Raw genomic sequence first — 24,501 nt, forward strand, 5'->3', positions numbered from 1 at the left:
TGAATGTCCATTTTCATCAATAAGAACACCCGTATCATTACCCAGGGCATCACCGGCAAGACCGGTCAGTTCCATACGGAAAAGTGCCAGGAATACGCAAACGGCAAGGAATGCTTTGTTGCCGGCGTGAACCCGAAGAAGGCCGGCGAGTCCATCTTCAATATTCCTATCTACGCTTCGGTCAAGGAAGCTGCCGCCGAAACCGGCGCTACCGTTTCCGTGATCTACGTGCCGCCCCCGGGTGCCGCTGCCGCGATCTGGGAAGCCGTTGAAGCCGACCTCGATCTGGCCATCTGTATCACCGAAGGCATCCCGGTTCGCGACATGCTGATCCTGCGCAACAAGATGAAGGCCAAGGAAGCCGCTGGCGGCAAGAAGACCCTGCTGCTCGGCCCGAACTGCCCTGGCCTGATCACCCCGGATGAAGTGAAGATCGGCATCATGCCGGGTCACATCCACCGCAAGGGTCGCATCGGCGTGGTTTCGCGCTCCGGCACCCTGACCTACGAAGCCGTTGGCCAATTGACCGAAATCGGTCTGGGCCAGTCGTCTGCCGTCGGTATCGGTGGTGACCCGATCAACGGTCTGAAGCACATCGACGTCATGAAGGCTTTCAACGACGATCCGGATACCGACGCTGTCATCATGATCGGCGAAATCGGTGGTCCTGACGAAGCCGAAGCTGCCATGTGGTGCAAGGAAAACATGAAGAAGCCGGTGGTTGGCTTCATCGCTGGTGTTACCGCACCGGCCGGCAAGCGTATGGGCCACGCTGGCGCCCTGATTTCCGGTGGTGCCGATACGGCAGATGCCAAGCTGGAAATCATGGAAGCCTGCGGCTTCACCGTGACGCGCAATCCGTCCGAAATGGCCAAGCTGTTGAAGGCTCTGCTGTAAAATTCGAGCCTTGCTCAACCAAAAAGGCGGGCTGCATGTCCGCCTTTTTTTCGTCTGGTATTCATGGAACTTGATTTTTTCTCTGCTGCATTCTGGATTGCCGTCGGTCAGATCATCCTGATCGATATCGTTCTCTCTGGCGATAACGCCGTGGTGATTGCACTTGCCTGTCGCAATCTGGCGCCGGAACAACGGCGTACAGGTATTTTCTGGGGGGTGGCCGGTGCCGTCAGCCTGCGCGTCGTGCTGACTGTCTTTGCGGCGCTGGTGATGAACCTGCCCTGGTTGAAGCTGGGCGGCGGTTTGCTGCTGATCTGGATTGCCGTCAAGCTGATGCTGCCGGAAGACGAAGAGGGGCACGACATCAAGCCATCCTCCCACTTGTGGGGAGCGGTCAAGACGATCGTTGTTGCCGATTTCGTCATGAGCCTCGATAACGTGATTGCCGTCGCCGGTGCTGCCCACGGCAGTCTGGCCTTGCTGCTCTTCGGGCTGGCGGTCAGCATTCCGCTCATCGTCTGGTCGAGCCAGTTGATCCTGCACTGGATGGAGCGCTTCCCGTCCATCGTGCTGTTTGGTGCTGCCTTGCTCGGCTATGTCGCCGGCCAGATGATATTCACCGACCCCGGTGTACTTGATTTGCTGCCGCCGCTGCCGCTTTGGTCAGCAAAGGTGGCTGGCGCCGTTGGTGCGCTGCTGGTCGTGGTGCTTGGACGCTGGCTTGAGCAGCGGATGCTGGCGCGTCAGGATGTCACCATCGTTTGATGTAATGATTTTAGAGATGTTAGGAGTTCGGCGTGGCCCTGTTTCTCTCGGAAAATGATGTAAAAAAGCTGTTGACCGTTGAGATGGCTCTGGAAGGGGTCGAATCGGCACATCGTGACCTGGCGCTCGGTCAAGCCCTGGATACGCCGCGCGCCCGCTCGCGCTTGCCGCAAACGGTACTGCATATCCTGCAAGGTGCCTTGCCGGCCCAGGGCGTACTTGGTTACAAGGCCTATACCAGCAATCGCAGCGGCAACCGTTTTTTGGTGCACCTGTTCGATGCGGCCAGCGGTCAATTGCGCGCCGTGATCGAGGCTGATTATCTCGGCATGATCCGGACCGGGGCGACCAGCGGCCTGGCTGCGCGCTGGCTGGCGCGGCCGGATTCGACCGTGGCCGGCGTGTTTGGTGCCGGCTGGCAGGCGGAAGGCCATGTGCGCGCTATCTGCGCCGCCCTGCCGCTGGAGCGGGTCAAGGTGTTCAGTCGCAAGACCGACAAGTTGCAGGCTTTTTGCCAGCGCATGAGCGAGGCGACCGGTGTTGCGGTCGAGCCGGCGGCCAATGCCGAAGAACTCGTGCGTGGCAGCGACTTGATCGGAACCGTAACCACCGCAGCGCAGCCGTTGTTTGACGCCGAATGGCTGGAGCCGGGAACGCATATCAATGCAGCCGGTTCGAATGCGCTGATTCGCCAGGAGTTGTCGGAAGCGGCCCTGAAGCGTTGCGACCTGATTGCCGTCGATGCCGTGCCGACGGCGCTGGCCGAAGCGGGTGACCTGCTGCCGCTGCTCGAAAAGGGGCGTCTGCATCCGCGGCAGATGCTCGAACTGGGTGATGTGATCATCGGTCGGCATCCCGGCCGTACGGACGCCGGCCAGATTACCGTTTTCGAATCGCAAGGCATGGCCATCCAGGATCTGGCGGTGGCGTTGCGCGTGCTGGCCGCGGCCGAGGCGCAGGGGCTGGGGGTGGAGATTCCCTTGCGGTAAGGTTTGACCGCCGGCCTTGCCTGGCGTAAAAAGATGCCCGGGCGATATGCCAGCGGTGATTTTAAGGGGTTGGGAGGATGGCGAAAGCCGCGTTCTGGAAGTCGGACTGGTTTCTCGGGGTTGTCCTCACCCTGCTGATGCTGCTCGCCGGTGGCGGCGATCTGCTGCAGAGCCTGGAGCGCAAGGCCTACGACCTGGCGGTGCAGGCTTCAGACAAGACCGCTTCCGATCGCATTGCTGTGATCGCCATCGATGACCAGAGTATTGCCAACCTTGGTCGCTGGCCATGGTCACGCGATATGCATGCCCGCCTGACCGATCGGCTGGCCGGCGCGCAGGTCAAGCTGGTCGCCAACACCATCTTCTTCTCCGAGCCGCAGCTTGATGCCGGCTATGGCTACGTTACCCGCCTGATCGACATGGTCGAGCAGAGCAAGGGTGAAAATGCTGCACCATCGCCCGAGTTGGAAAAAATATCGGCCGTGCTCGGCGAAGCCGAGGCGGCGCTCAATACCGATGTCCGCCTGGCGAGCAGTTATGCCAATGCCGGCAATGTCCTGTTGCCGCTGCTTTTCCGGTTGGAAGCGGCGCAGGGGCGGCCGGACAAACCCTTGCCGGATTTCATCCAGGCCAATCGTTTGGCGCAGGTGGCGGATGGCGGCGGCATGGCCTTGCCGGCGTCGCAGGTGCAAATGCCGATCGAGCTGCTGGGCAGCAAGGCGCAGGCGCTCGGCCACCTCAATACCTTGCCTGACGTTGATGGCGGGATCCGGGCGGAAGCGCTGGTCGTGCAGTATTTCGATCAGTTCTACCCGGCGCTGTCGCTGGCGATTGCCGCGCGCAGCCTGAATCTCGGGCCGGCCGACATCACGGTGCAACTGGGGCGCGAAGTCCGGCTCGGCAAGCTGAGTATCCCGACCGACCGGTCGACGGCGATGCATACCTATTTTTACAAGGATCGGGACGGTCGACCGGCGTTTCCGGTCGATTCTTTCTACGATGTCCTGTCCGGCAAGATTCCGCCCGGCAAGTATGCCGGCAAGATCGTCCTGATTGGTGCCACGGCCGCCGGTGTCGGCTCGGCGCAGGTGACGCCGGTTTCGCCAAGCATGGCGCCGGTGTTGACCCTGGCGCATGCCGTGTCGAGCATCCTGCAGGAGCACTTTTTCCTGACGCCGGCCTGGGCTGAATGGGCCAGCCTGGCGGCGAAGGTCGCGGTCGGCCTCTATCTGATCCTGCTGTTGCCGCGTCTGTCAGCCGCCGCCGGCGGTTTGCTGACGCTGCTTTGCCTTTTTGCGCTGCTCGGCAGTCACTTCGGGCTGATGCTGGGAGCCGGAATCTGGGTGCAATTGATGGGTGCGACCAGCTTGTTGCTGCTCGGCCATCTCCTGCTGACCACCAAGCGCTATCTCGTCACCGAGCGCAGCAAGGAAAAATCGGAACTCGATTCCGCCGAGTCGAACCGCATGCTGGCACTGGCTTTTCAGGGGCAGGGCCAGCTCGACATGGCCTTCGACAAGTTCCGCAAGTGTCCGATGGACGCCGGCCTGCTGGAAAACATGTACAACCTGGCGCTCGACTACGAGCGCAAGCGGCAGTTCAACAAGGCCGAGGCAGTGTTCCGCTATGTCGCCGACTTCAACCCGCAATTCCGCGATGTGGCACAACGCCTGCAGCGCGCCAAGCAGATGTCGGAAGCCGTGCTACTCGCCGGTGCGAACGGCAAGACGGTTAACGGCACGCTGGTCATGGGCGTCGAGCAGGCCATGCTGGGGCGCTACAAGATCGAGAAGGAACTCGGCAAGGGCGCGATGGGCGTGGTCTATCAAGGGCGCGATCCGAAGATCAATCGCGTCGTCGCGATCAAGACCATGGCGCTGGCGCAGGAGTTCGACGCCGACGAGCTGGACGAGGTCAAACAGCGTTTCTTCCGCGAGGCAGAAACGGCCGGGCGTCTCAATCACCCCAATATCGTCACCATCTACGATGCCGGCGAAGAGCATGATCTGGCCTACATCGCCATGGAGTTCCTGAGCGGACGCGATCTCGTGCCGCAGACCAGGCCGGCTGGACTGTTGCCCTTGCCCGTAGTGGTGTCGATTGTCGCCCGCGTAGCCGATGCGCTGGATTATGCGCACCGCAACCATGTCGTGCATCGCGACATCAAGCCCGCCAACATCATGTATGAACCAGACAGCGACCAGCTCAAGGTCACCGATTTCGGCATCGCCCGGATCACCGACTCGTCGCGGACGCGGACCGGCATGGTGCTGGGCACGCCCTCATACATGTCCCCCGAGCAACTCGCCGGCAAGAAGATCGATGGCCGTTCCGACCTCTTTTCGCTCGGCGTCATGCTTTATCAGATGTGCAGCGGTCAACTGCCGTTTAGCGGCGAATCCATGGCACAACTGATGTTCCGGATCACCAACGAGTCGCCCACGGATATTTTGAGTATCAAACCTGACTTGCCTGCTGGTATTGTGGCGGTCATCACCAAGGCGCTCAGCAAGAACCCCGCGCAGCGCTACCAGCAGGGGGCGGAAATGGCTGCTGCCCTGCGTGCCTGCCTGAATTCGCCAGAAAGTCACGTCTCTTGAAAAAAATACGTCTGGAGTGCAGCCCATGAGGCTTGCCGACGCGCTGGAAATGGTTACCCGTACCGATCCGGGTATGGTTCGTTCGCATAACGAAGATGCGGTTTTTGCCGATGCCAGTCTCGGACTGGCCATCCTGGCTGACGGTATGGGCGGGTACAACGCCGGCGAAGTGGCGAGTGGCATGACCACCACCCTGCTGGCCAGCAACCTGACCCAGTTCCTGAGCCCGCCATCCGTGCCGGATGGCGAGGTCATGACGGCGGATTTCTTGCAGCAGCGCCTGCTTGACGAAGTTTCGGCCGTCAATGTGGCGGTGTTCAACGCGTCCGAGAGCCAGCCGCAATACGCCGGCATGGGAACAACCCTGGTTGCTGCCCACTTTTACGATAACCGGGTGCTGGTCGCGCATCTTGGTGACTCCCGGCTTTATCGCTTGCGCAATGGTCGTTTCGAGCAACTGACACGGGATCACTCCCTCTTACAGGAACAGCTTGATGGTGGCATGATTAGCGCAGAGGAAGCGCGTCATTCGCACAACAAGAATTTGCTGACCCGGGCGCTCGGGGTCGATCCCTTTGTCGAAACGGAAATCCACGCACATGCTGTGTTGCCGGGCGATCTTTTCCTGGTTTGTTCGGATGGTCTGAACGACATGATCGACGATGAGGAAATCGCCAATGTCCTGCGGGTGCTGGGGGGCGATTTGTCGCTGGCGGCCGAGGAACTGGTCGAACTGGCCAACGGCAATGGCGGTCGGGATAATATTTCGGTAATTCTGGTACGGGTACACAGCAGTTTTGCCGTACCACGCGGCTGGTGGCAAAAGCTGCTGGCCCGGTTCAAATGAGATGAGGCTGGCAACATGGCAAAAATGATCCTTTCAATGGACGGTCTGGTACTGAAGGAAATTCAGCTCGACAAGGAGCGCCTGACCATCGGTCGCAAGCCGCACAACGACATCCAGATCGACAATCTCGCCATCTCCGGCGAGCACGCGGCGATTGTCACCATCCTCAACGACTCTTTTCTCGAGGACATGAACAGCACCAACGGGACGCTGGTCAATGGCCAGCCGATCAAGAAGCACTTCCTGCGCAACAACGATGTTGTCGAACTGGGCAAGTACAAGCTCAAGTACATGGCAGATCTCAGCGATACCGCTGCCACCATCGACGAGCATGAAAGGGCTGCCGCGCCGCGCGCCACGCCCCTGCGTCCGGAGGACATGCAATTGGTCGAGAGCGCCACGCGCAGCAATGTCGGGACGCGCAGCAACGTGGCTGGCGTTGCCGTTGCCTCGGCCGCCGTGCAACTGCTCAGCGGTGCCAACATGGGCAAGGAGCTGGAACTCACCAAGACACTGACCACGCTGGGCAAGCCTGGTCTGCAGGTGGCGGTGATCGCCAAGCGGCCGAACGGCTTTTTCATCACGCATGTCGAAGGGACGCAATTTCCCATCGTCAATGGCGAGGTGCTCGATGCCCAAGCCTATCAGCTCAAGGATCACGATGTTATCGAGATTGCCGGCATCAAGATGGAATTTTTCCTGAAGACCTGATGTCCGGCGCGCCGCGGCCATGAAAAAACATCTCGTTCGTTTCGTGCTCGGCGCGCTCTGTATGCTGGTACTGCTCGGTCATGCCGGGCGTGCCTGGCAAATTCCCTTTGTTTCGGCGCTGGATGCCTATCTCTACGATGTCCGCCTGCGTCTGACCATGCCGCGCACGGTCGATGAGCGCATCATCATCGTCGACGTCGATGAGAAGAGCCTGGCCGAAGTCGGGCGCTGGCCCTGGGGGCGCAATACGCTGGCCGAGCTGGTGCGGCGCCTGACCGACGATTACAAGGTTGCGGTGGTCGGCTTCGACGTCGTGTTTGCCGAGCCGGACGAGAGTTCCGGGTTGAAGGTGCTGGAGAGCATCGGTCGCCAGCAGTTGAAAAACGAGCCGAGCTATCAGCGGGCCTTGCAGGATCTGCGCTCGACGCTGGATTACGACCGCGTATTTGCCGATACCCTGCGCGGTCGACCGGTGGTGCTGGGCTATTATTTTTCCAGCCAGGACAACGCCCAGCGTAACGGTGCCCTGCCGGCGCCGGCCTTTCCGCCTGGTGCCTTTGCCGGGCGGCGGATCCCCTTCGTTTCGTGGTCCGGTTACGGTGCCAACCTGCCGGCCTTGCAGGCGGCGGCCAGCAGTGCCGGGCATTTCAATCCGCTGGTCGATTTCGACGGCAATTCGCGGCGGGTGCCGCTGGTCGTCGAATACCAGGGGGCCTATTACGAGGCGCTGTCCCTGGCGGTAGTGCGTACCTTGCTTGGTCATGGCGAACTCCGTCCCGGTTTTCCCGATGCCGAGTCGGCAATCGAGTGGCTGGAGGTCGATTCGCCGCGTGGCTCGCTGCGCATTCCGGTCGACGAACATGTTTCGGCGCTGATTCCCTATCGTGGCTATGAACGCAGCTTCCCCTACATCTCGGTGGTCGACGTGCTGCGTGGCCGGGTTTCTGCCGAGCAACTAGCCGGGCGCATCGTGCTGGTCGGGACAACGGCGCCAGGCTTGATGGATTTGCGGTCGACGCCGGTGGGGGGGAGTTTTCCCGGGGTCGAGGTGCATGCCAACCTGATTGCCGGCATGCTTGAAGGCAGCATCAAGGACAAGCCGGGCTTCGTTCTGGCCATCGACGTCATCCAGTTGCTGCTCTTTGGCGGCATGCTGGTCGTGTTGCTGCCCTTGCTCTCGCCTTTCCGGGCAACCCTGCTGGCCGTCGCGACGCTGTTCGCGCTGCTTGGCATCAACATGCTCCTGTGGTCGTCGGCCAATCTGGTCATGCCGCTTGCGGCCAGCGTGCTGTCGGTGCTGATTCTCTATGGCCTCAACATGTCCTGGGGTTATTTCGTCGAATCGCGGACCAAGCGGCAATTCGCCGAGTTGTTCGGGCAGTACGTGCCGCCGGAACTGGTCGACGAAATGGCGAAGAATCCCGAGAGCTACAGCATGGAAGGGCAGAACGAGGAACTGACCGTGCTTTTCTCGGATATCCGCAGCTTTACCAGCATGTCCGAGGGGATGGAGCCGAAGGAATTGGCGCGGCTGATGAACGAGTATTTCGGGGCGATGACCGAAGTGATCCGGCAGCAGCGCGGCACGCTCGACAAATATATCGGCGATGCCATCATGGCTTTCTGGGGGGCGCCGGTGAATGATCCGGAAAATGCCCGCCACGCGGTGTTGACCGCCCTGGGCATGCGGCAGCGCCTGCGCGAGCTGGCTGAACCGTTCAGGGCGCGTGGCTGGCCGGCCTTGCAGGCCGGCATCGGGATCAATACCGGAACGATGACGGTCGGCGACATGGGCTCGCCGGTCCGCAAGGCGTATACGGTGATGGGCGATGCGGTCAATCTCGCTTCGCGTCTCGAAGGCATCACCAAGGAATACGGTGTCGACATCGTGGTCGGTGAGGAAACACGGCGCCAGGTCGATGACATCACCTTCCGCGAACTTGACCGGGTACGTGTCAAGGGCAAGGACGCACCGGTCGCGATTTACGAGCCGCTTGGCCTGAGCGCCGAATTGCCGGCCGCCAGCCGCGATGAGCTGGGCTTGTGGCAGCATGCGCTGAGCCGTTACCGGGTGCAGGACTGGGATCAGGCCGAACTGCAACTGTGCATCCTGCGCGAGCGCTTTTCGGCGTGCCGGCTGTACGAGTTGTATATCGAGCGGATTGCCCATCTGCGGGCGCATCCGCCGGGTGAAGGTTGGGATGGGGTAACCGTCTTCCAGGTGAAATAGCGATGAAACTCAGAGTCCTTGGCTGTAGCGGCGGCATCGGCGGGCAGCACCTGCGGACCACTTCGCTGCTCGTCGATCACGATATCCTGATCGATGCCGGGACCGGTGTCGCTGATCTGTCGATCGCCGAGCTGGCCGCCATCGACCACGTTTTCCTGACCCACTGCCATCTTGATCACATCGCCGCATTGCCGCTGCTGATCGATACCGTGGCCGACCGGCGCGAGAAGCCGCTGACCGTTTATGCCTCTGCCGCCGTGTTGACCGTCTTGAAGAAACACATCTTCAACTGGTCGATCTGGCCTGACTTTACCGAGATTCCAAATGCCGAGCATCCGGTCATGCGTTTCCAGAGCATTGCGCTGGCGGAAACACTGAGCATTGATGGTCGCCGCATCACCGCTTTGCCGGTCGAGCACACGGTGCCGGCGGTCGGCTATTGTCTTGATTCCGGTGCCGGCAGCCTGGTTTTCTCCGGCGATACCGGCATCTGTCCTGCGTTCTGGCAGGCGGTCAACCGGATAGAGAATCTCAAATACCTGCTCATCGAATGCGCCTTCTCCAATCGCGAGGAGGGGCTGGCGAGGTTGTCGCAGCATCTTTGCCCCAGCCTGCTGGCGGCGGAATTGCAGAGCCTGGCGCGTGCATGTGAAATCCACATCACGCACCTGAAGCCGGGGCAGATTGAACTGACCATGACAGAAATCGAAACCGGCCTCGCCGATTACCGGCCGCGCATGCTGCAGAACAATCAAGTTTTCGAGTTTTGAAATGCCGCTGAATGGTGCACCACCAGCTTGCCTGGTCTCGCCGCAAAGGCTGTCTGTCCGGTCGACTGGATAATTGGAGAAGAAATGACTGATGTCGCCAGCCGCCTGCTGTTTCTGAAAAAGTTGCAGGCCGTGACCAACCGGGTGCATGCGACGAGCAATGTCGACCAGATCATGCTCGAACTATCGCAGGACATCTGCAAGCTGTTTCGTGCGGATCGCATCAAGCCGGTCGATCTCCTACGCAACATCAAGCGTGACTACGTCGATGCCAATGCCTGGTTGCCGCTCGAAGAGATGGTAGAAGGCCTGCTGGTATTGACCTTCGATCCGGACGTCATCATGGTCGGCGAAATGCGCGATCCGGAAACCACCGGTATCGGCATCGAAGCATCGCTGACCGGGCACTTGGTCTTTGCGACACTGGATACCAACTCGGCGCCGGAATCGATCATCCGCCTGCTCGACATGGGCATGGATCCGTTCAACTTTTCCGATGCGCTGCTCGGCATTCTCGTCCAGCGTCTCGGCAAGCGCCTGTGCAAGGATTGCAAGGAGGCCTATCAGCCGGACGCTGGCGAGATCGAGGCTTTGCTGCAGGAATGCTGTGCCGAGTTGGCCCACGCCGATGCCTGGAAAAAGGATCCGGAAGCCGCGTTTGAACGCGATTCGGCAGGAGTGGCACAGTCGCTACGCCAAGGATGGACAGTTCACGCTTTGTCGCGCTTGCGGTTACCCGGCGTGCAGCGCTACCGGCTAGCGGGGGCGCGTCGGTCTGCACGAATGGCTGGCCGGCAGCGATGCCACGGAAAAATTATTCAGGAAAAGGCCCGGGTCGCCGATATTCTTGCCTGTGCCTTGAACGAAGGCATGCGAACCCTGAAAATGGATGGCATCGACGAGATCATGCAGGGCATCACCGATAGCAAGCAGGTCAGAGCGGTGTGTATCAAATAGGAACCGAGCATGGAAACCCTTGATGATCTTTTTTGCCGTCTTGAACAGCTCAATGACATCGGCGCTTCGCTTTCCAACGAGCGTAACCTGAACCGGCTGCTCGAAAAAATCCTGCTTGCTGCCAAGACCATTACCCGCGCCGATGGCGGTACGCTCTATCTGGTTTCCGAAGACAGGCAGCGCCTGCATTTCGAGATCGTGCGCACCGACTCGCTGGACATTGCCTTCGGTGGCAGCGATGCGCCACCGACGTCGGGCAAGTTTCCCGATCTGGCGCTGTATCGCGAAGATGGTTCTGCGAACGACAGCATGGTGGCGGTCCACGCCGCAATTAATGGCAAAACGGTCAATATTGCCGATGCCTACTGCGAAGCCGGCTTCGATTTCTCCGGCACGCGCAAATTCGACGAACGGACCGGCTATCGCTCGCATTCCTTCCTGACCGTGCCGATGCAGAACCACGAAGGCGAAATCATCGGTGTCCTGCAGCTGATCAACGCACTCAGTCCGCAAACCGGCGACGTCGTCGAGTTTTCCCAGGCGGATCAACGCCTTGCCGAGTCGCTCGCCTCGCAAGCCGCGATCGCGCTGACTAACCGCCAACTCGTGCAGCAACTGGAGGGCTTGTTCGAGTCCTTCATCAAACTGATCAATCTGGCGATTGACGAAAAGTCGCCCTATACCGGCGGTCATTGCCAGCGCGTGCCGGAGCTGACCATGCTGCTCGCCGAGGCGGTCAATGCGACCAGCGAAGGTCCGCTCGCCGACTTCCACCTGACCGACAAGGATCGCTACGAACTGCGCATCGCTGCCCTGCTGCACGATTGCGGCAAGATCACGACACCGGTTCACGTTGTCGACAAGGCCACCAAGCTGCAAACCATCTTTGACCGTATCCATCTGGTTGATACGCGTTTTGAAGTGCTCAAGCGCGATGCCGAAATCGCCGCGCTGAAAGAAATCATCGATGGCGCCGATGCGGCCCAGGTCCGGGAAAAACTCGCGGCAAACAATGCGACGCTGGACGCCGAGCGCGAATTCCTGCGCTTTGCCAACATGGGTAGCGAGCGCATGTGCGATGAGGACCTTGCGCGCGTTCGCGCAATTGCGCAGAACTATCACTGGCGTAATGAGCGGGGCGAAGAGGTGCCCTTCCTGAGCGACAACGAACTGGAAAACCTCAGTATCCGGGCCGGGACATTGACCGCCGACGAGCGCGAAATCATCAACCACCACATCGTCGCCACCATCCGCATGCTGGAACAACTGCCCTGGCCGAAGCACCTGAAAAATGTGCCGGAATACGCTGGCGGCCACCACGAACGCATGGACGGCAAAGGCTACCCGAAAGGCCTCAAGCGCGAAGAAATGAGCTGGCAGGCCCGCATGATGGGCATTTCCGATATTTTTGAAGCGTTGACCGCCAAGGATCGGCCGTACAAGGCTGGGATGCGTTTGCCAGAGGCATTGAAAATCATGGATCGTCTATGCGGCGACGGGCACATTGATCCTGACTTGTATCGGTTATTTGTCTCGGAGCGTGTTTTTCAGGCGTATGCCGAGAGTTTTCTGACAGAAGCTTGTTAAAGCAGTTGATTGATAGGACTTCGAAAAGGAAGTGATATCCGAAAATTGCCAATTCGCGGCACTGTTAGGGTGACAAAATAAGTCAGTTCCTCATTCCTGTTCTGGCTTCGCAAAGCCCATTTGTCTTTTAACTATATGATTTATCGTGTTTATTGTGTTTTTGTGGGAGTTGTGGTTGTTTGGCATAGATGGTGCTCGTAGTTAAACAGCGGTTTTCCCGCCTTTACAAAGGAGATTCAAATGCAAAAGGTTCAACAAGGTTTTACCCTGATCGAACTGATGATCGTTGTGGCGATTATCGGTATTCTGGCTGCTGTCGCACTGCCGGCCTATAACGACTACACACGAAAGGCTGGCGATAATGCCTGTCTGGCTGAAGCCAAGGCATATGCCAATGCTGCTTTTGTTGCCTTGACGGACGGTAATAGTGTTGTTCCGGCTCACACCGCCGCAGCTTGTAACACTACCATCGCCACACCGACAGCCTTGAGCGGAACCTTTACCGTTGTTGCTAAAAAGCCGGGTACCGGTACCGTGACTTGCAACATGGCTTCGGGTACTTGTTCTGTTGCCAAGGCTGCCACGGGTGGTTAATTCGTAGTGTTTCACAAAAGTATTATCTTGACATCTGAAAAAGCGCCGCAAGGCGCTTTTTCGTTTTTCGCGTAATTTGATACGTGATGCTTATTTCATGGGTCATGCTGTTGGTTTTTGTCACCGGTCTGTGCACTTTTCGGCTCGATGGGGCTGGCATGATCGACAGTTTTGTTGCGGCCCGCCTGCTTGTTTTTTTGTGTTTTTTTGTGGGGATACTCTCGGCTCTGCTCCCGCGGCGAAGCTTGTTTGCTGGACATTCGCCTCTACGATCAGAAGAGCTTCGCCTTAAAGTACTAGCAGTTCGTGTTGGTTTGGTTTCGTTACTGCTTTTCCCGATGCTGATGGCTTGTTTGTTTTCTAGCTGGCCAACGGGGGTTTTTAATTTCGAGTATTTGCTGATTTTGCCGTTTCTTTTGCTGTTGGCTCCCTATTACGTTGGCTGGGTAGAGAAACGCATGCCGCAAGGTGAAGATGGATACTTCCGCTTTGGTTTGGCATTAACTCGGAGGAGACCCTGGTGCTGGTCCGAGCACAGGGAGCTGGTGTTTGCTTGGGGAGTCAAATTGTTTTTTATTCCCTTGATGTATGTTTGGTTAATTGCGGCTGTTGAAGAAATGCTCAGTTTTTCATGGGTGCTTCATCCTGCCAAAATAGTGGCGGGATTGTTCACTTTCGGTTTGTGCGTTGATCTGTTGATTGCAACAAGTGGTTATTTCTTTGCTAGCCGCCTGCTAGGAAATGATATCAGAAGCACTGATAAGACTTGGCTTGGCTGGTTGTCATGCATCATGTGTTATCCGCCACTTCTTTCCATTCTGCATATGATCAAGCAACAGCGTGATGATATGGTTTGGACTGACTGGCTTCAGCCGGATAGCCCGCTTTATTGGGTGTGGGCAATTCTGATTACTCTTAGTTGGATGATTTACTGGCTCGCATCGATTAGCTTTGGTCTGAAGTTTTCCAATCTGAGTTGGCGTGGTTTGGTTGACGACGGTCCCTATCGCTATACCAAGCACCCTGGGTATTTGTCTAAAAATGTTTATTGGTGGTTGCATACGGTGCCATTTTTTGGGGTTTTGAGTAGCTTCGACTTGGTGCGAAATCTGGCAGGGCTAGCTTTTGTCAGTTTTGTCTATTACCTCCGTGCCAAGACGGAGGAACGGCATTTGATGATTTTCCCGGAGTATGCTGCCTATGCCCTGCGTATTGAGCGGCATGGGGTATTTGCCCGTTTGGGACGCATTGCTGGGTTACGCTAATGAAGGTGGCGGATGAGTAGGCGAAGTTGGTTTCTTGGCGCTCTTCTGTTTGCGTTTGCTCTATTGTCTTGGCAGCAACGCGGGAATTTGCTGTTGTTGTGGTTGCCGATCCACTGTGAAGGAGTGCCTCCGCGGTGGTTGCCTGCTCTCGTTTCCTTGGCTCGTGAAGAGGGGGTTCCTGGGTTCCAGGTTGCCCACCTCTCGGAAGATGGGCATCTCAGTCGGTGTGCTGTTGGATGGGCTTCGGCAGAGATGCCCGTTGAGCAAATGCAGCTTGAGCATCGAATGAGCTATGCCAGCCTTTCAAAGATATTTACATCGACCGTTGTTCTTCAACTAGTTGAAGAACAACGGTTGGCTTTGTCTGGCTTTCTTTTGGATTATTTGCCGCAAAATTTTTCCAAATTCCGGGATGAACGAATTAAATGGATCACCATTGCGCAACTGTTGTCACATCGGGCCGGATTTGATCGTAGTCTGACCCCGGATCCTATGCAGCAAAAGCACAGTTGGTGCCCTGGGGATCTAAGTTATTTGGATAGAGTGCAACTTGATTTCGACCCGGGAATGAGTTTTGCCTATGCAAATGTCGGCTATTGCTTGTTGGGGGCGGTAGTGGAAAACTTGGAGCAGATGCCTATGGAGGAGGTGGTGCGTAGGCGAGTCTTGGGGTCGGAGGGGCGGGGTAGGTTTTTTTTGGTGCCTTATGGAAAAAAAGAGAAAGGTTATGTCAAACCTCATTTTGATGAAGGTGAGTCATTAGGTGATTTGGAACAGCTTCCATGGAACAGTATGGTGGCAACCGGGGCGTGGTCGGGGTCAGCTTCTGATCTGGTTAATGTGCTTGGGAAAACTTCCTCTCATGTACAAGGGCGTGAAAACGCGGTGTGGTACAGCCTCCGTGGGCCGGATAGATGTGATGCAAGGCGTTGGCGTGCATGCCATGGATTGGCGTTCTATCGCTATCAACGTGAAGGCAGGTCCGATATGTTTTGGCGCGATGGTAGCCTGCCTGGCGCAACTGCTTTTGCTGCAGTCTTTGACTCGGGAGAGAAGTTGGTTTTTTTAGGAAATTACCGTAAGGCGGATTGGAAACCTTTCAACGACCGGCTAGGCCTTTTTTTTGCTGAACAACTGTGAGGCTAGCGAACTGTCCGTTAATCGTACCCATCCCATCAGGACTTCTGGTAGCTGGTCAAGCAGCAACTCAGTCTGACCTGCAATCCAGGCGCGGGCTGCAGTAGTGGATTTTTCACCAAATACTTCTTCGATAAGTTGTTCTGCAGTAACTAGATCATTGATAAGTCCGAGGGTGTCTTGCAGATGAGCAAGGTTGATCAGCCCCGTTTTCATGTTTTTAGGCGGGATCAGCGGGGTCATGAATTCAATTGCATACCGTAATTTCTTGAAATAAATGCGCATCCGATGGCGTTCGGTGGACGTCAGTTGCGCGTGTCTATTTGCCAGTTTCTTGGCCCGTCGGATATAGGCTGCGATGCGGCTTTCGGCAAAGTCCGGCAGTGGAGTTGGTAGAACGTCGCCCAACGCATACGTAGCTGCCGTGAACTCGACCAGCAGGCGCGGATATTCGCGCCCGGCCAGAATGCGTGTGATCGCCTGGCGGGCCGCCTTGGCGCGGCGGCGGGCGGCGTTGCGCAGTTGCTTGATGTCGCGATTGTCCGGGAAAGCAGTTTGGATTGGAGGCAGCGTTTCCGTCAGGAAAACATCCCAGTTGCGTGCGTCGCCCAGCGCGCTGGCCAGTGTTTTCCAGGTTTGCCCGTAGGCGCTGACGAATTGTGCCGGCAGGACTGGCGCGAAGAGCTTGATTGCCGAGCGCAGGCGGCGCAGCGCGACGCGGGCCTGGTGCACGAACTCGAGATCGTTGCTGCTCAACAGGCCGGGTTCGTTGCGCTGGAAATGTTCCAGGCAGCCGAGTGCAATCTGGCGGAAGGCTTCGACCGGGGTCTGTTCGGGTGTCAGGGGGGCGGTCTTGGCGCGGAAGGGCCGCAACGGGGTGTTGGTGAACAGGTTGTAGCCGCGCTCGGCCTTGCTGGCGATCGCCGGCACCAGGTTGAGGTCGGCCTGCAACTGCCGGGTCAGGCCGAAAATGTCTTCGACGGTGCCGCACAGCAGTTCCAACTCGATTTCACAGATCGGCGTACTCTTGCCTCGGCTTTCAATGCTGCCGCGGTCGACCGCCAGTTCGATCAATGATTCGCCGAAGGGGACGTGCCAGATCTGGCGGCGGAAATCGGTGGTGAATACCGGTTCGAGGTGTTCGGTGGCATCTTCGAGAAAATGGCGCAGTTCGTCGTTGTCGACGTGGCTGAAGTTGAAATTGCCCGGCGTGGCTTCGGTTTCCCATTCACTGCGCATGGCGAGGCCGCCGCTGGCCGGTTCGGCCGACTTGACGGTGAGCAGCCACTGCCAGCCCTTCTGGCGAAAGCGGATGGCGATCCGGCGGGCGTGCAGTTGCAGTTCGGGCGTGTCGAAATAGGTGTTGAGCAGGCGTTGCTTTTGCGGCGTGATGTCCGCCAGCAGCGGATGGTTGCCGAGTTGTTTGGCTGCCTTGGGCGTCAGTTGCAGCTTGAGTTCGATTTCTGTGCTCATGGTTTTCTTTAGTTGCGCGGAATGGCCGGGCCGGTGGCGCCATCAAAGCCGAGGCCGGGAAGCATGGCGAGTTCGGCCGGGGTTTGAACACTTTCGGCGATGACGGTCAGACCGATGTTATGGGCAATGCTGCACAAGCCTTTGAGGAAGGCCTGATTGCCGGGCTGGCTGTCGATGGCGCGAATGAAGCTGCCGTCGACCTTGAGGTAGTCCAGTCCGATGTCGTGCAGGCGGCCGATTTCGCTGAACTGGCGACCAAAATGTTCGATGCCGAGACGGCAGCCAAACGGACGCAGCGAATTGCAGAAGGCCTGGAACTCCTCGAAATGCTGGAAGGCGCCGATTTCCGGCACCTCCAGCCAGAGGCGTGGCGCCAGATCCTTGCGGGCGGCGATCAGGGCTTGCAGGCTGGCGCGGAAAGCCGGGCTCAAAATCGACTCGCCGGAGAGGTTGACCGCTACGGCCGGCGTGCCGGCGGCAATCCGGTCGAGGGCGAGGCGGGCGACGGCGAGGTCGAGTTCGCTGGTCATCGCGAGGCGTGAGGCCATCGGCATGAAGCTGCCGGCGGCGAGCCATTCGCCGTTCTCGCTCGCCTGCAGGCGCAGCGGGCATTCCAGGTGCAGCAACTGGCCGCCGTTGGCAGCCACCGGGAATTCGATCAGGCGCAGACGGTGCATTTCGATGGCACCTTCGAGCAGTTTTTTCCAGTCCGCATTCGAGGTCGCAATCTGCTCGCAGCCGCTTTCGGCGCGACACCAGGCCAGTCCGCTCTGGCCCTCGGCCGCAGCCAGGGCGGCGTCGATATGCGAGAGCAGGTTGCCGATGCTCTGGCCGTGCTGGTAAGTGCCGCTGGCGAGGTGGGCGATGCGGTCGCTGTCGATCAGTCCGGCCGACGACAGGTCGCGCATGACATGCAGCAGCTTTTCCGCTGCTTCGCTCGGGTCGGACAGGCCGGGTAGCAGGACGGCAAAGTCGGCGCCATTCAGGCGGGCCGCCGCGGCGTTGGGGCGGCCACTGGCAATCTCGGCAAAGGCACTGCCGATCCGGCGCAACAGTTCATCGGCCGTCTCGCGCCCGGCCCGCTTGTTGATGCCGGCGAGGTCGGCGATGCGCAGCATCAGCAGGCTGCCGCTGGTCGCTGCATCATCGTTGCTCAGCGCGACTTCCAGCTGGTTGAGGAAGAAGGCGCGGTTGGCCAGCCCGGTCAGGCTGTCCAGTGTTGCTTCCTGGCGCACCTGTTCGAGGCGGGCGGCTTCTTCGGCAAACATCGCCTTGAGGCGTTCGACCATCGCGTTCATGGCGCTGGCGAGGCTTTTCAGTTCCGGGGTTTCGGGGACCGAAATGCTGACGAAACGCCGCTCGCTGATCGCGCGTGCTTGCCCCACCACGGCATCGAGCGGGCGCTTGATGCGGCGCAACAGTTGCATGCCGAGCAGTCCCATGCCGATGCCGCCGAGCAGGAACCAGAAGAGCAGCTTGATGCCGCCTTCCCAGAGTTCGCGATAGGCAAAACGGCTGTGGCTAACCAGCTCGATGGTGCCGAACTGGTTCCAGCCCGATGAAACCTGCGCCATGCCGGCCTGCGACTCAATCGGGAAAAGATGCACGAACCACTCGGGAACCGTGCCGGCCATCGGCGGGCTGGTCTTCTCGATCACCGTCTTGCCTTCCGGATCGACCAGACTGACCCGCGCGTATTGTCCGCTGTCGAAGACGGCCGCGACCTGCAGTTCGATGGTGACTGGATCCTTGTCCAGTTGCGACATCGACAAGGCGAGCGAGGCGGCGTTGTCGTTGTTCTTGACCGCCAGTTGCTGTTCCAGATACTGACGGGCGGTGAACATGCTGACGACAAAGCTGCCGGCAAAGGCGATGACGGTGCTGGCAATGACGGCGAGCCAGAGCTGGCGGAAAAGTGACATGGCGAATTACCTCACTGGAAGCCTTCGGCGCGAGCGCGTGCCAGCAAATCCTGCCAGCGCGAGAGATTGCTCTGGCTGGACTGATTGCCGGTGCCTTGCCAAAGCCCCGAACTGTTGAAACTGAAAATGGGTGAGAGATCGCTCCGGCGCGATGCCGGGCGAATCTCGGGAACAAGGTTGTCGAGCACGAGCGGGTCGGCGCTCGGCGACGCGTAATAGACCAGCACCATATGCGCCTGCTGGACCGGGCCATTGACGCCGTTGAGCAGCGCCTTGACATAGACCAGGCGAAGTTTGGCGACCGGGATGCCGAGGTTGAGCAGGGAATAGTATTTGCCGATCGAGAAGTCTTCGCAGTCGCCGCGGCCTTGGCCGATGAACTCCATCGGCGTCGCCCAGTAGTCGGACTGGCCCCAGACGCTGAAATCGTCATCGAAAGCGACATGGCGGTTGAAAAAGTCATTCACGCGGCGCAGCTTTTCGGCTTCGGATGTGCCTTGGCCATTGCCGAGCATCTGGCGCCATTCGTCAAAGCGGGCGCTGGCCCATTGATTGTTGAAGCGAGCGCTCAGCGCTTGTTGCAGGCGGTCGAAGTCCAGCCCCGCGCCGGCCGTCAGGCTGAGTAAGGAGACGGTGGCGAAGAGGGCAGCCAGGACAAGCAGACGGAGGGAGTTGAGCGGTTGTTTTGCCAAGTCGGAAAGGCTGCCAGAGTCGATTAGCCAAAGCGGCGAATTTACACGGAATACTTGCAAACGGCTCCAATATAATCCCGGCAAATGTTACCTTGCTCGTCCATGAACACCAATAAACTTCTCGTCTGTGCGTTCCTGGCATGCCTTGCCATGGTTTCCGCCGTGTCGGCCGATGAGCCGGTGCGTCCGGTCGGGCCGACGCTGACCAAGGTCGCTGCCCGTCAGGTGCTGTATGTCGGTTATCGGGAGGAGGCGCAACCCTTTTCCTACCTGGTGCCAGGGCGAGCGGAGCCGGTCGGCTACATGTGGGATGTTTGCACCAGTGTTTTTTCTGCCGTGCGTGCGGTGGCTGGCAACGCAGTCCGGGTAGTGCCGATTTCCGTCACCGACAACGCCCGCACAATGATGCTGAAAACCGGCATCACGGATCTCGATTGCGGTGGTGCCGGCAATACGGTGGCGCGCCAGAAACAGGTCGATTTGTCGTACAACGTCTATGTCAGCGAAATCAAGGTGATGGTTCGCAAGGACGGCGGTATCGGCAGTTTCGAGCAGTTGGCCGGGCGCAAGCTGGTGACGCTGGCCGGCGGTTCGGCCGAACGTCACGTCAAGCATGCTGCACTGGGCAGCAACATCACCTTCGTGCATCTTCTGGCCAGTACGCCGCAGGAGGCGATGAGTCAGCTGGCGCAGGGTGAGGCCGATGCCTTTGCTGCCGATGATGTGGTCCTGGCGGCGCAGCGGGCGGCCGGTCCCGGCGATTTTGTCATCCTCGAAACAGCCTTGGCCCGGGAGCCTTACGCGATCATGCTGCCTAAGGATGATCCGGCATGGAAGAAGCGGGTCGACGACACCCTGGTCGGTCTGATGCAGAGTGGTGAACTGGCGCGGATCTACGAAAAATGGTTCCTCAATCCGATTCCGCCGCTTGGTCACAGCCTGGCATTGCCGATGTCGCCTTCGCTGAAGGCGGCGATTCAGGCGCCGGGCGACGTACCGGTCAACTAAGAAAAACAGGCAAAAAAGGCCATGTCGCGACGAGCGGCATGGCCTTTTTTGATTAGTCCGGAATTCAGGCGAGCAGCGTCGGATTCAAGGTGTAAGTCGCCATCAGGCTGTCCTGTGCCAGGATGTGCCCGGCGATGACCTGGCGTGCCTCGGGGCCGCCAAACTTGCCGGTGAGGGGCAGTTTGTCGATGTCCAGTGCGTAGACCGTAAAAACGTAGCGATGGATGATTTCATCGTTCCACGGGGGGCAGGGGCCGTCGTAGCCGTAGTAGTCGCCGCGCATGTCATTGTCGCCGGCAAACCAGTCGGTGTAGTTGTTGATGCCCTGGCGGCTGTCATGCGGGGCCTGTGGTCCTGATTTGCCGCGCGGCGTCACTTCCTTGCTGAATTCGCCTTCTGAAATCGCGTTGACCGTTGGCGGCAGGTCGATCAGTACCCAGTGGAAGAAATCAACGCGCGGCAAACTGGCCGGAACCGTCCTGCCTTCCTGGTTGACGTCGTCGCCCTGGCTCGGTACGTCGGGGTCGTGACAAATCACGGCAAAGGAGCGGGTGCCTTGCGGCGCATCGGTCCACGCCAGTTGCGGGTTCAAATTGCTGCCTAGGCAAACATGGTGCGCCGGGTCGGCAATGCAGAAGGAAAATTGGCCCGGCATGCGTTGTCCATCGGTAAAGCTGGTGCTGGTCAGTTTCATGCGTGCATCTCCTTTATTCGGCAGCCCGGCGTTTGAAGTCGCGCAGGCGGAAACCAAGTAGCCATAGTGTAGCGAAATAGGCGCCGGCGCCAAGCGGTACCAACCAGGCGAGGTGGCTGATGCGTGCCAGCAGGTTGCCGTGCAGCCAGTCGTTGTCCTGCCCCTGGCCTGCCCACAGTGCACCGGCCATCACCGCCATGGCGATGCCCAGCTTGACGATGAAGACGGTCCACCCCGGTTGTGGCACAAAAATGCCCTGCTGGCGCAGGCCGCGGTAGAGCAGGGCGGCATTCAGGCAGGCAGCCAGGCCGATCGACAGCGCCAGGCCGGCATGTTCCAGCCAGCCGATGAAAGCAAGATTCATTACCTGCGTCGCCAATAGCGAAATCAGGGCGATGCGTACCGGGGTGCGCACATTCTGGCGAGCGTAAAAACCCGGTGCCAGCACCTTGACCAGAATCAGCCCGGTCAGGCCGACGGAGTATGCCACCAGCGCATTTCGGGTGTTGAAGACGTCGCTGGCCAGAAATGCGCCGTGGAAAAACAGGGTCGCAATCAGGGGGACGGCCAGCATGGCGAGCGCCAGGGCCGCCGGTGCGGCGAGTAGCAGGGTCAGGCGCAGGCCCCAGTCGAGCAGCTTTGAATATTCTTCATGGTTTTCGCTGGCGTGATAGCGCGACAGCGAAGGCAGCAGAATGGTGCCGAGTGTTGCGCCGAGCATGCCGGACGGAAATTCCATCAGGCGGTCGGCGTAATACAGCCAGGAAACACTGCCGCTTTGCAGGAAGGAGGCGAAAACCGTGTTGATCAGCAGGCTGATCTGGGAGACCGAAACGCCGACCAGGGCGGGGCCCATCAGCTTCGTGATGCGCCGTACGCCGGGGTCGGCCCAGGCGGCTCGCCAGTCGAGCGAAATGCGCGGCAGCATGGCAATTTTCTTTAGCGCGGGTAGTTGCAGCAGCAGTTGCAACAGGCCGCCAATAAATACGGCCCAGGCCAGTGCCAGGACCGGTGGGTCGAAATAAGGCACGGCGAACAGCGCCATGGCAATGAAGGTCAGGTTGAGCAGAACCGGCGTGAAGGCCGGGATCGCAAAACGGCTCCAGCTGTTGAGGATGCCGCCGGCGAGTGCGACCAGCGACATGAACAGAATGTAAGGAAAGGTAATGCGGGTCAGCGTGACGGTCAGCTCGAACTTGCCGGGAACGGCGGTAAAGCCGGCGGCTGACAGCCAGACCAGCGCCGGGGCGGTAAGGATGCCGATGGCGGTGACGATGAACAGTGCAATGGACAGCATGCTGGCAACGTGATCGACCAGGGTGCGGGTGTCCGCTTCGCCGCGCTTGTTTTTGTATTCGCCGAGTATCGGTACGAAGGCTTGTGAAAAAGCGCCCTCCGCAAACATCCGGCGTAACAGGTTGGGGAGCTTGAAAGCGACAAAAAATGCATCGGTCGCAAGACCGGCGCCAAAGGTGCGGGCGATGACAAAGTCCCGGACAAAGCCGAGGATGCGGGAAAGCAAGGTCATGCCACTGACCGTGGCCAGGGCGCGCAACAGATTCATGGGTGCTTGGGTACCAGAAAGCCAGGCGGCAATTGTACGCTGAGCGCCTGTTTCCGGTCGGCGCATCAAAAGCCGGTCGTGTGTGCTGATTTGCCTGCCAAACTGTTGCCCGGGCTGTTTTCCTGCTGTACAATCCGCGGCCTTGGTTTGCCGCTTTAGCTCAGTTGGTAGAGCAGTTCATTCGTAATGAAAAGGTCGCCAGTTCGATTCCGGCAAGCGGCACCATCTTGATCAAGCCCACTTTTAGTGGGCTTTTTCATTTCTGCATGCGGCAATGTCGCGCTTGCGTCTATCCGGTCGCGATAAAAATTGTTATAATCCGCCACTTGCTGCGCTTGTGGTGAGAGGTTTTTGTGTTATGAAAACCTCTTCTGCTCTGGTGAATCGAGGGTTCGGTTCGGGTTGGCAGCACGAAAACGATTCAAGCATTCAGCCTCGGTCGCGCCGGGGCTTTTTGCTTTTGGGTCTCGCATCTTCTTTTGATGCGGCCTGTTTCGTCAATTTTGACGGCGGATAGTTGATCGGCGTCTTTGTAAAGGTTTTGACTATGCACTCCGACGCAATTCTCACCCATCTGAAAAAACACGGCCAACTGCTTGATGCCGATATCGCGGCAAAAACCGGGATCGCGCTGGCAGACGTGCGCACCTGTCTGCAGGAACTCTCGGCCCAGAAAGCCATTTCCATGTGCAGCATGACCGTATTCAAGAATGGCGAAGCCATCGAAGGTCTGTTTTGCCGTGTTGCCGGTTACATGCCATCCGCTGCGCCTGGCAGAAAGCCTGGCGTCAAGACCTGATCGAGTCTTGCCTGTAGCTTGCTTGTGGCTTGCTGCACGATTGGCCTGAGGTTGTTGTTTGATTGCTTGTCGAGTGACTTGCCCGGTGCTCGATGTTCTCACTTGCTGGATGCGGTCGAACTGTTTGGGGAATCCAATCCTGTTGCGGCCGGCCCGCTTCGCGGCATAAAGATTGGCATCCGCGGCGTGCGGCAGGCTGAATGCAGGTTGGTCGGCGTTGGAGGGGGGCGATGCCAAGGCTGCATGAAACATGGCCGCCGGTCCTCTTTTCGTGAGGAATGCGCAACCCGTACGCCGAGTGCGGCATGCGTCGGGCAGTGGCAAGGGTGCCGCTGGCGTCGGTGCCGGGCAGGATGGCGGCAAACTCCTCGCCGCCATAGTGGGAAACTATATTTTCGACACGGAATAGCAATTCGTTCAATGAGCTGGCGACGGCTCTAAGACACGAGTCGCCGGCCTGGTGGCCATAGATATCGTTGAATTGCTTGAAAAAATCCACGTCGCCGATGGCGATTCTTGGCTGGCTTTCCAACCTGGTGCAACGCTTCCATTCGGTGCTCTGCGTTTCGTCGAAGTGGCGGCGATTGGGGGGGGCAGGCTGTCCAGGACGGATGTTTTCCGCAGCTTGCGGTGCGCATCGTGCAGTTCTTCCTGCATGGCGACGATCCGCAGCATGGCGCGTACTTTTGCAAGTAGCACGACCTCCGATACCGCTTTGTAGAGAAAATCATCGCCGCCGGCAAGAATCTCTTGCGCCAAAACATCTTCATCCGTAGCTGCGGCGAGGAAAATGATGGATGTTCATGTCGATAGCCCGAGGCGTTGGGTGGGCGGCTCGGCTTCCCGGATTGCTCTGGCTATCGAAATGCCTTGCGTGTCAGGCTGGGCGATATCAAGCAGGATCAGGCTGGGCGAGTGCCGGCAAAACAACTGCAATGCTTCGCTACCGGTCGACGCGCCCAATGGGGCGATTTTCTGGCGGCAGGCTGTCTCGCCTGGG

The 24,501-nt window shown here is 58.8% G+C and carries 21 protein-coding genes, 1 tRNA gene and 1 pseudogene; 15 read left to right on the forward strand and 8 right to left on the reverse strand.

The features are described 5' to 3' along the window. The first annotated feature begins 3 nt into the window (after nucleotides 1-3). From sucD to KIG99_RS13975, 13 genes are all read left to right on the forward strand, one after another. A complete protein-coding gene (sucD, locus tag KIG99_RS13915) occupies nucleotides 4-897 on the forward strand; it encodes a succinate--CoA ligase subunit alpha (protein ID WP_226460697.1) in 894 nt (297 codons plus the stop codon). 63 nt (nucleotides 898-960) lie between these two features. Further along, on the forward strand, nucleotides 961-1,662 hold the full coding sequence (locus tag KIG99_RS13920) for a TerC family protein (RefSeq protein WP_226460698.1): 702 nt from the start codon (nucleotides 961-963) through the stop codon (nucleotides 1,660-1,662). A gap of 32 nt (nucleotides 1,663-1,694) precedes the next feature. After that, nucleotides 1,695-2,651, forward strand: coding sequence for an ornithine cyclodeaminase family protein (locus tag KIG99_RS13925; RefSeq protein WP_226460699.1), 957 nt, complete (start codon nucleotides 1,695-1,697; stop codon nucleotides 2,649-2,651). Nucleotides 2,652-2,728: 77 nt separating this feature from the next. After that, entirely contained in the window at nucleotides 2,729-5,251 is a 2,523-nt protein-coding gene (locus KIG99_RS13930) for a CHASE2 domain-containing serine/threonine-protein kinase (protein ID WP_226460700.1), read from the forward strand. Between the two features lie 25 nt (nucleotides 5,252-5,276). Then, a complete protein-coding gene (locus tag KIG99_RS13935; RefSeq protein WP_226460701.1) occupies nucleotides 5,277-6,098 on the forward strand; it encodes a Stp1/IreP family PP2C-type Ser/Thr phosphatase in 822 nt (273 codons plus the stop codon). A gap of 15 nt (nucleotides 6,099-6,113) precedes the next feature. Beyond that, entirely contained in the window at nucleotides 6,114-6,809 is a 696-nt protein-coding gene (locus KIG99_RS13940) for an FHA domain-containing protein (protein WP_226460702.1), read from the forward strand. Nucleotides 6,810-6,828: 19 nt separating this feature from the next. Further along, nucleotides 6,829-9,039, forward strand: a complete 2,211-nt coding sequence (locus KIG99_RS13945; RefSeq protein ID WP_226460703.1) for a CHASE2 domain-containing protein — start codon at nucleotides 6,829-6,831, stop codon at nucleotides 9,037-9,039. A gap of 2 nt (nucleotides 9,040-9,041) precedes the next feature. Then, entirely contained in the window at nucleotides 9,042-9,809 is a 768-nt protein-coding gene (locus KIG99_RS13950; RefSeq protein ID WP_226460704.1) for a 3',5'-cyclic-nucleotide phosphodiesterase, read from the forward strand. Between the two features lie 84 nt (nucleotides 9,810-9,893). After that, nucleotides 9,894-10,766, forward strand: coding sequence for an ATPase, T2SS/T4P/T4SS family (locus KIG99_RS13955; RefSeq protein WP_226460705.1), 873 nt, complete (start codon nucleotides 9,894-9,896; stop codon nucleotides 10,764-10,766). 9 nt (nucleotides 10,767-10,775) lie between these two features. After that, on the forward strand, nucleotides 10,776-12,353 hold the full coding sequence (locus tag KIG99_RS13960) for an HD domain-containing phosphohydrolase (protein ID WP_226460706.1): 1,578 nt from the start codon (nucleotides 10,776-10,778) through the stop codon (nucleotides 12,351-12,353). Between the two features lie 240 nt (nucleotides 12,354-12,593). Next, nucleotides 12,594-12,947 (forward strand): pilin, encoded by a 354-nt coding sequence (locus tag KIG99_RS20770; RefSeq protein ID WP_319002388.1) that lies wholly within the window; start codon nucleotides 12,594-12,596, stop codon nucleotides 12,945-12,947. Nucleotides 12,948-13,033: 86 nt separating this feature from the next. Then, nucleotides 13,034-14,212, forward strand: a complete 1,179-nt coding sequence (locus KIG99_RS13970; RefSeq protein ID WP_226460707.1) for a methyltransferase family protein — start codon at nucleotides 13,034-13,036, stop codon at nucleotides 14,210-14,212. A 12-nt stretch (nucleotides 14,213-14,224) separates the two neighbouring features. Beyond that, entirely contained in the window at nucleotides 14,225-15,352 is a 1,128-nt protein-coding gene (locus KIG99_RS13975; RefSeq protein ID WP_226460708.1) for a serine hydrolase domain-containing protein, read from the forward strand. Here the strand turns inward: KIG99_RS13975 and KIG99_RS13980 are convergent. From KIG99_RS13980 to KIG99_RS13990, 3 genes are read right to left on the reverse strand one after another with little or no spacing between them, the layout of a single operon-like run. Continuing rightward, the gene (locus KIG99_RS13980) at nucleotides 15,323-16,822 is read right to left on the reverse strand and encodes a CYTH and CHAD domain-containing protein (RefSeq protein ID WP_226460709.1); all 1,500 of its coding nucleotides are present in this window, start codon (nucleotides 16,820-16,822) and stop codon (nucleotides 15,323-15,325) included. The two genes, KIG99_RS13975 and KIG99_RS13980, sit on opposite strands and share 30 nt — an antisense overlap. An 8-nt stretch (nucleotides 16,823-16,830) precedes the next feature. After that, nucleotides 16,831-18,744: a bifunctional diguanylate cyclase/phosphodiesterase gene (locus KIG99_RS13985; protein ID WP_226460710.1), complete on the reverse strand. Its 1,914-nt coding sequence runs from the start codon at nucleotides 18,742-18,744 to the stop codon at nucleotides 16,831-16,833. 11 nt (nucleotides 18,745-18,755) lie between these two features. Beyond that, a complete protein-coding gene (locus KIG99_RS13990) occupies nucleotides 18,756-19,436 on the reverse strand; it encodes a transglutaminase-like cysteine peptidase (RefSeq protein ID WP_226460711.1) in 681 nt (226 codons plus the stop codon). Between the two features lie 150 nt (nucleotides 19,437-19,586). Here KIG99_RS13990 and KIG99_RS13995 point away from each other — a divergent pair, with 150 nt between their 5' ends. Beyond that, a complete protein-coding gene (locus KIG99_RS13995; RefSeq protein WP_226460712.1) occupies nucleotides 19,587-20,444 on the forward strand; it encodes an amino acid ABC transporter substrate-binding protein in 858 nt (285 codons plus the stop codon). 64 nt (nucleotides 20,445-20,508) lie between these two features. Here KIG99_RS13995 and KIG99_RS14000 read toward each other — a convergent pair whose 3' ends face one another. Continuing rightward, on the reverse strand, nucleotides 20,509-21,138 hold the full coding sequence (locus KIG99_RS14000) for a YbhB/YbcL family Raf kinase inhibitor-like protein (RefSeq protein ID WP_226460713.1): 630 nt from the start codon (nucleotides 21,136-21,138) through the stop codon (nucleotides 20,509-20,511). Between the two features lie 13 nt (nucleotides 21,139-21,151). Then, nucleotides 21,152-22,702, reverse strand: coding sequence for a murein biosynthesis integral membrane protein MurJ (gene murJ / locus KIG99_RS14005; protein WP_226460714.1), 1,551 nt, complete (start codon nucleotides 22,700-22,702; stop codon nucleotides 21,152-21,154). A gap of 149 nt (nucleotides 22,703-22,851) precedes the next feature. Between murJ and KIG99_RS14010 the strand changes: the two genes are divergently transcribed. Beyond that, nucleotides 22,852-22,927, forward strand: a tRNA-Thr gene (locus KIG99_RS14010). Nucleotides 22,928-23,123: 196 nt separating this feature from the next. Here the strand turns inward: KIG99_RS14010 and KIG99_RS14015 are convergent. The 3 genes and pseudogenes from KIG99_RS14015 to KIG99_RS14025 form a co-directional block, all read right to left on the reverse strand. Beyond that, nucleotides 23,124-23,753 carry a hypothetical protein gene (locus tag KIG99_RS14015; RefSeq protein WP_226461866.1) on the reverse strand — a complete coding sequence of 210 codons (630 nt, stop codon included), beginning with the start codon at nucleotides 23,751-23,753 and terminating at the stop codon, nucleotides 23,124-23,126. A gap of 16 nt (nucleotides 23,754-23,769) precedes the next feature. After that, nucleotides 23,770-24,033, reverse strand: a pseudogene (locus KIG99_RS20875) (diguanylate cyclase); the annotation flags it as partial. After that, a complete protein-coding gene (locus tag KIG99_RS14025) occupies nucleotides 23,919-24,260 on the reverse strand; it encodes a hypothetical protein (protein WP_226461867.1) in 342 nt (113 codons plus the stop codon). The pseudogene KIG99_RS20875 and the gene KIG99_RS14025, both read right to left, overlap by 115 nt. Nucleotides 24,261-24,501: the final 241 nt, after the last annotated feature.

It is taken from the genome of Quatrionicoccus australiensis (assembly GCF_020510425.1).
Taxonomy (GTDB): Bacteria; Pseudomonadota; Gammaproteobacteria; order Burkholderiales; family Rhodocyclaceae; genus Azonexus; species Azonexus australiensis_A.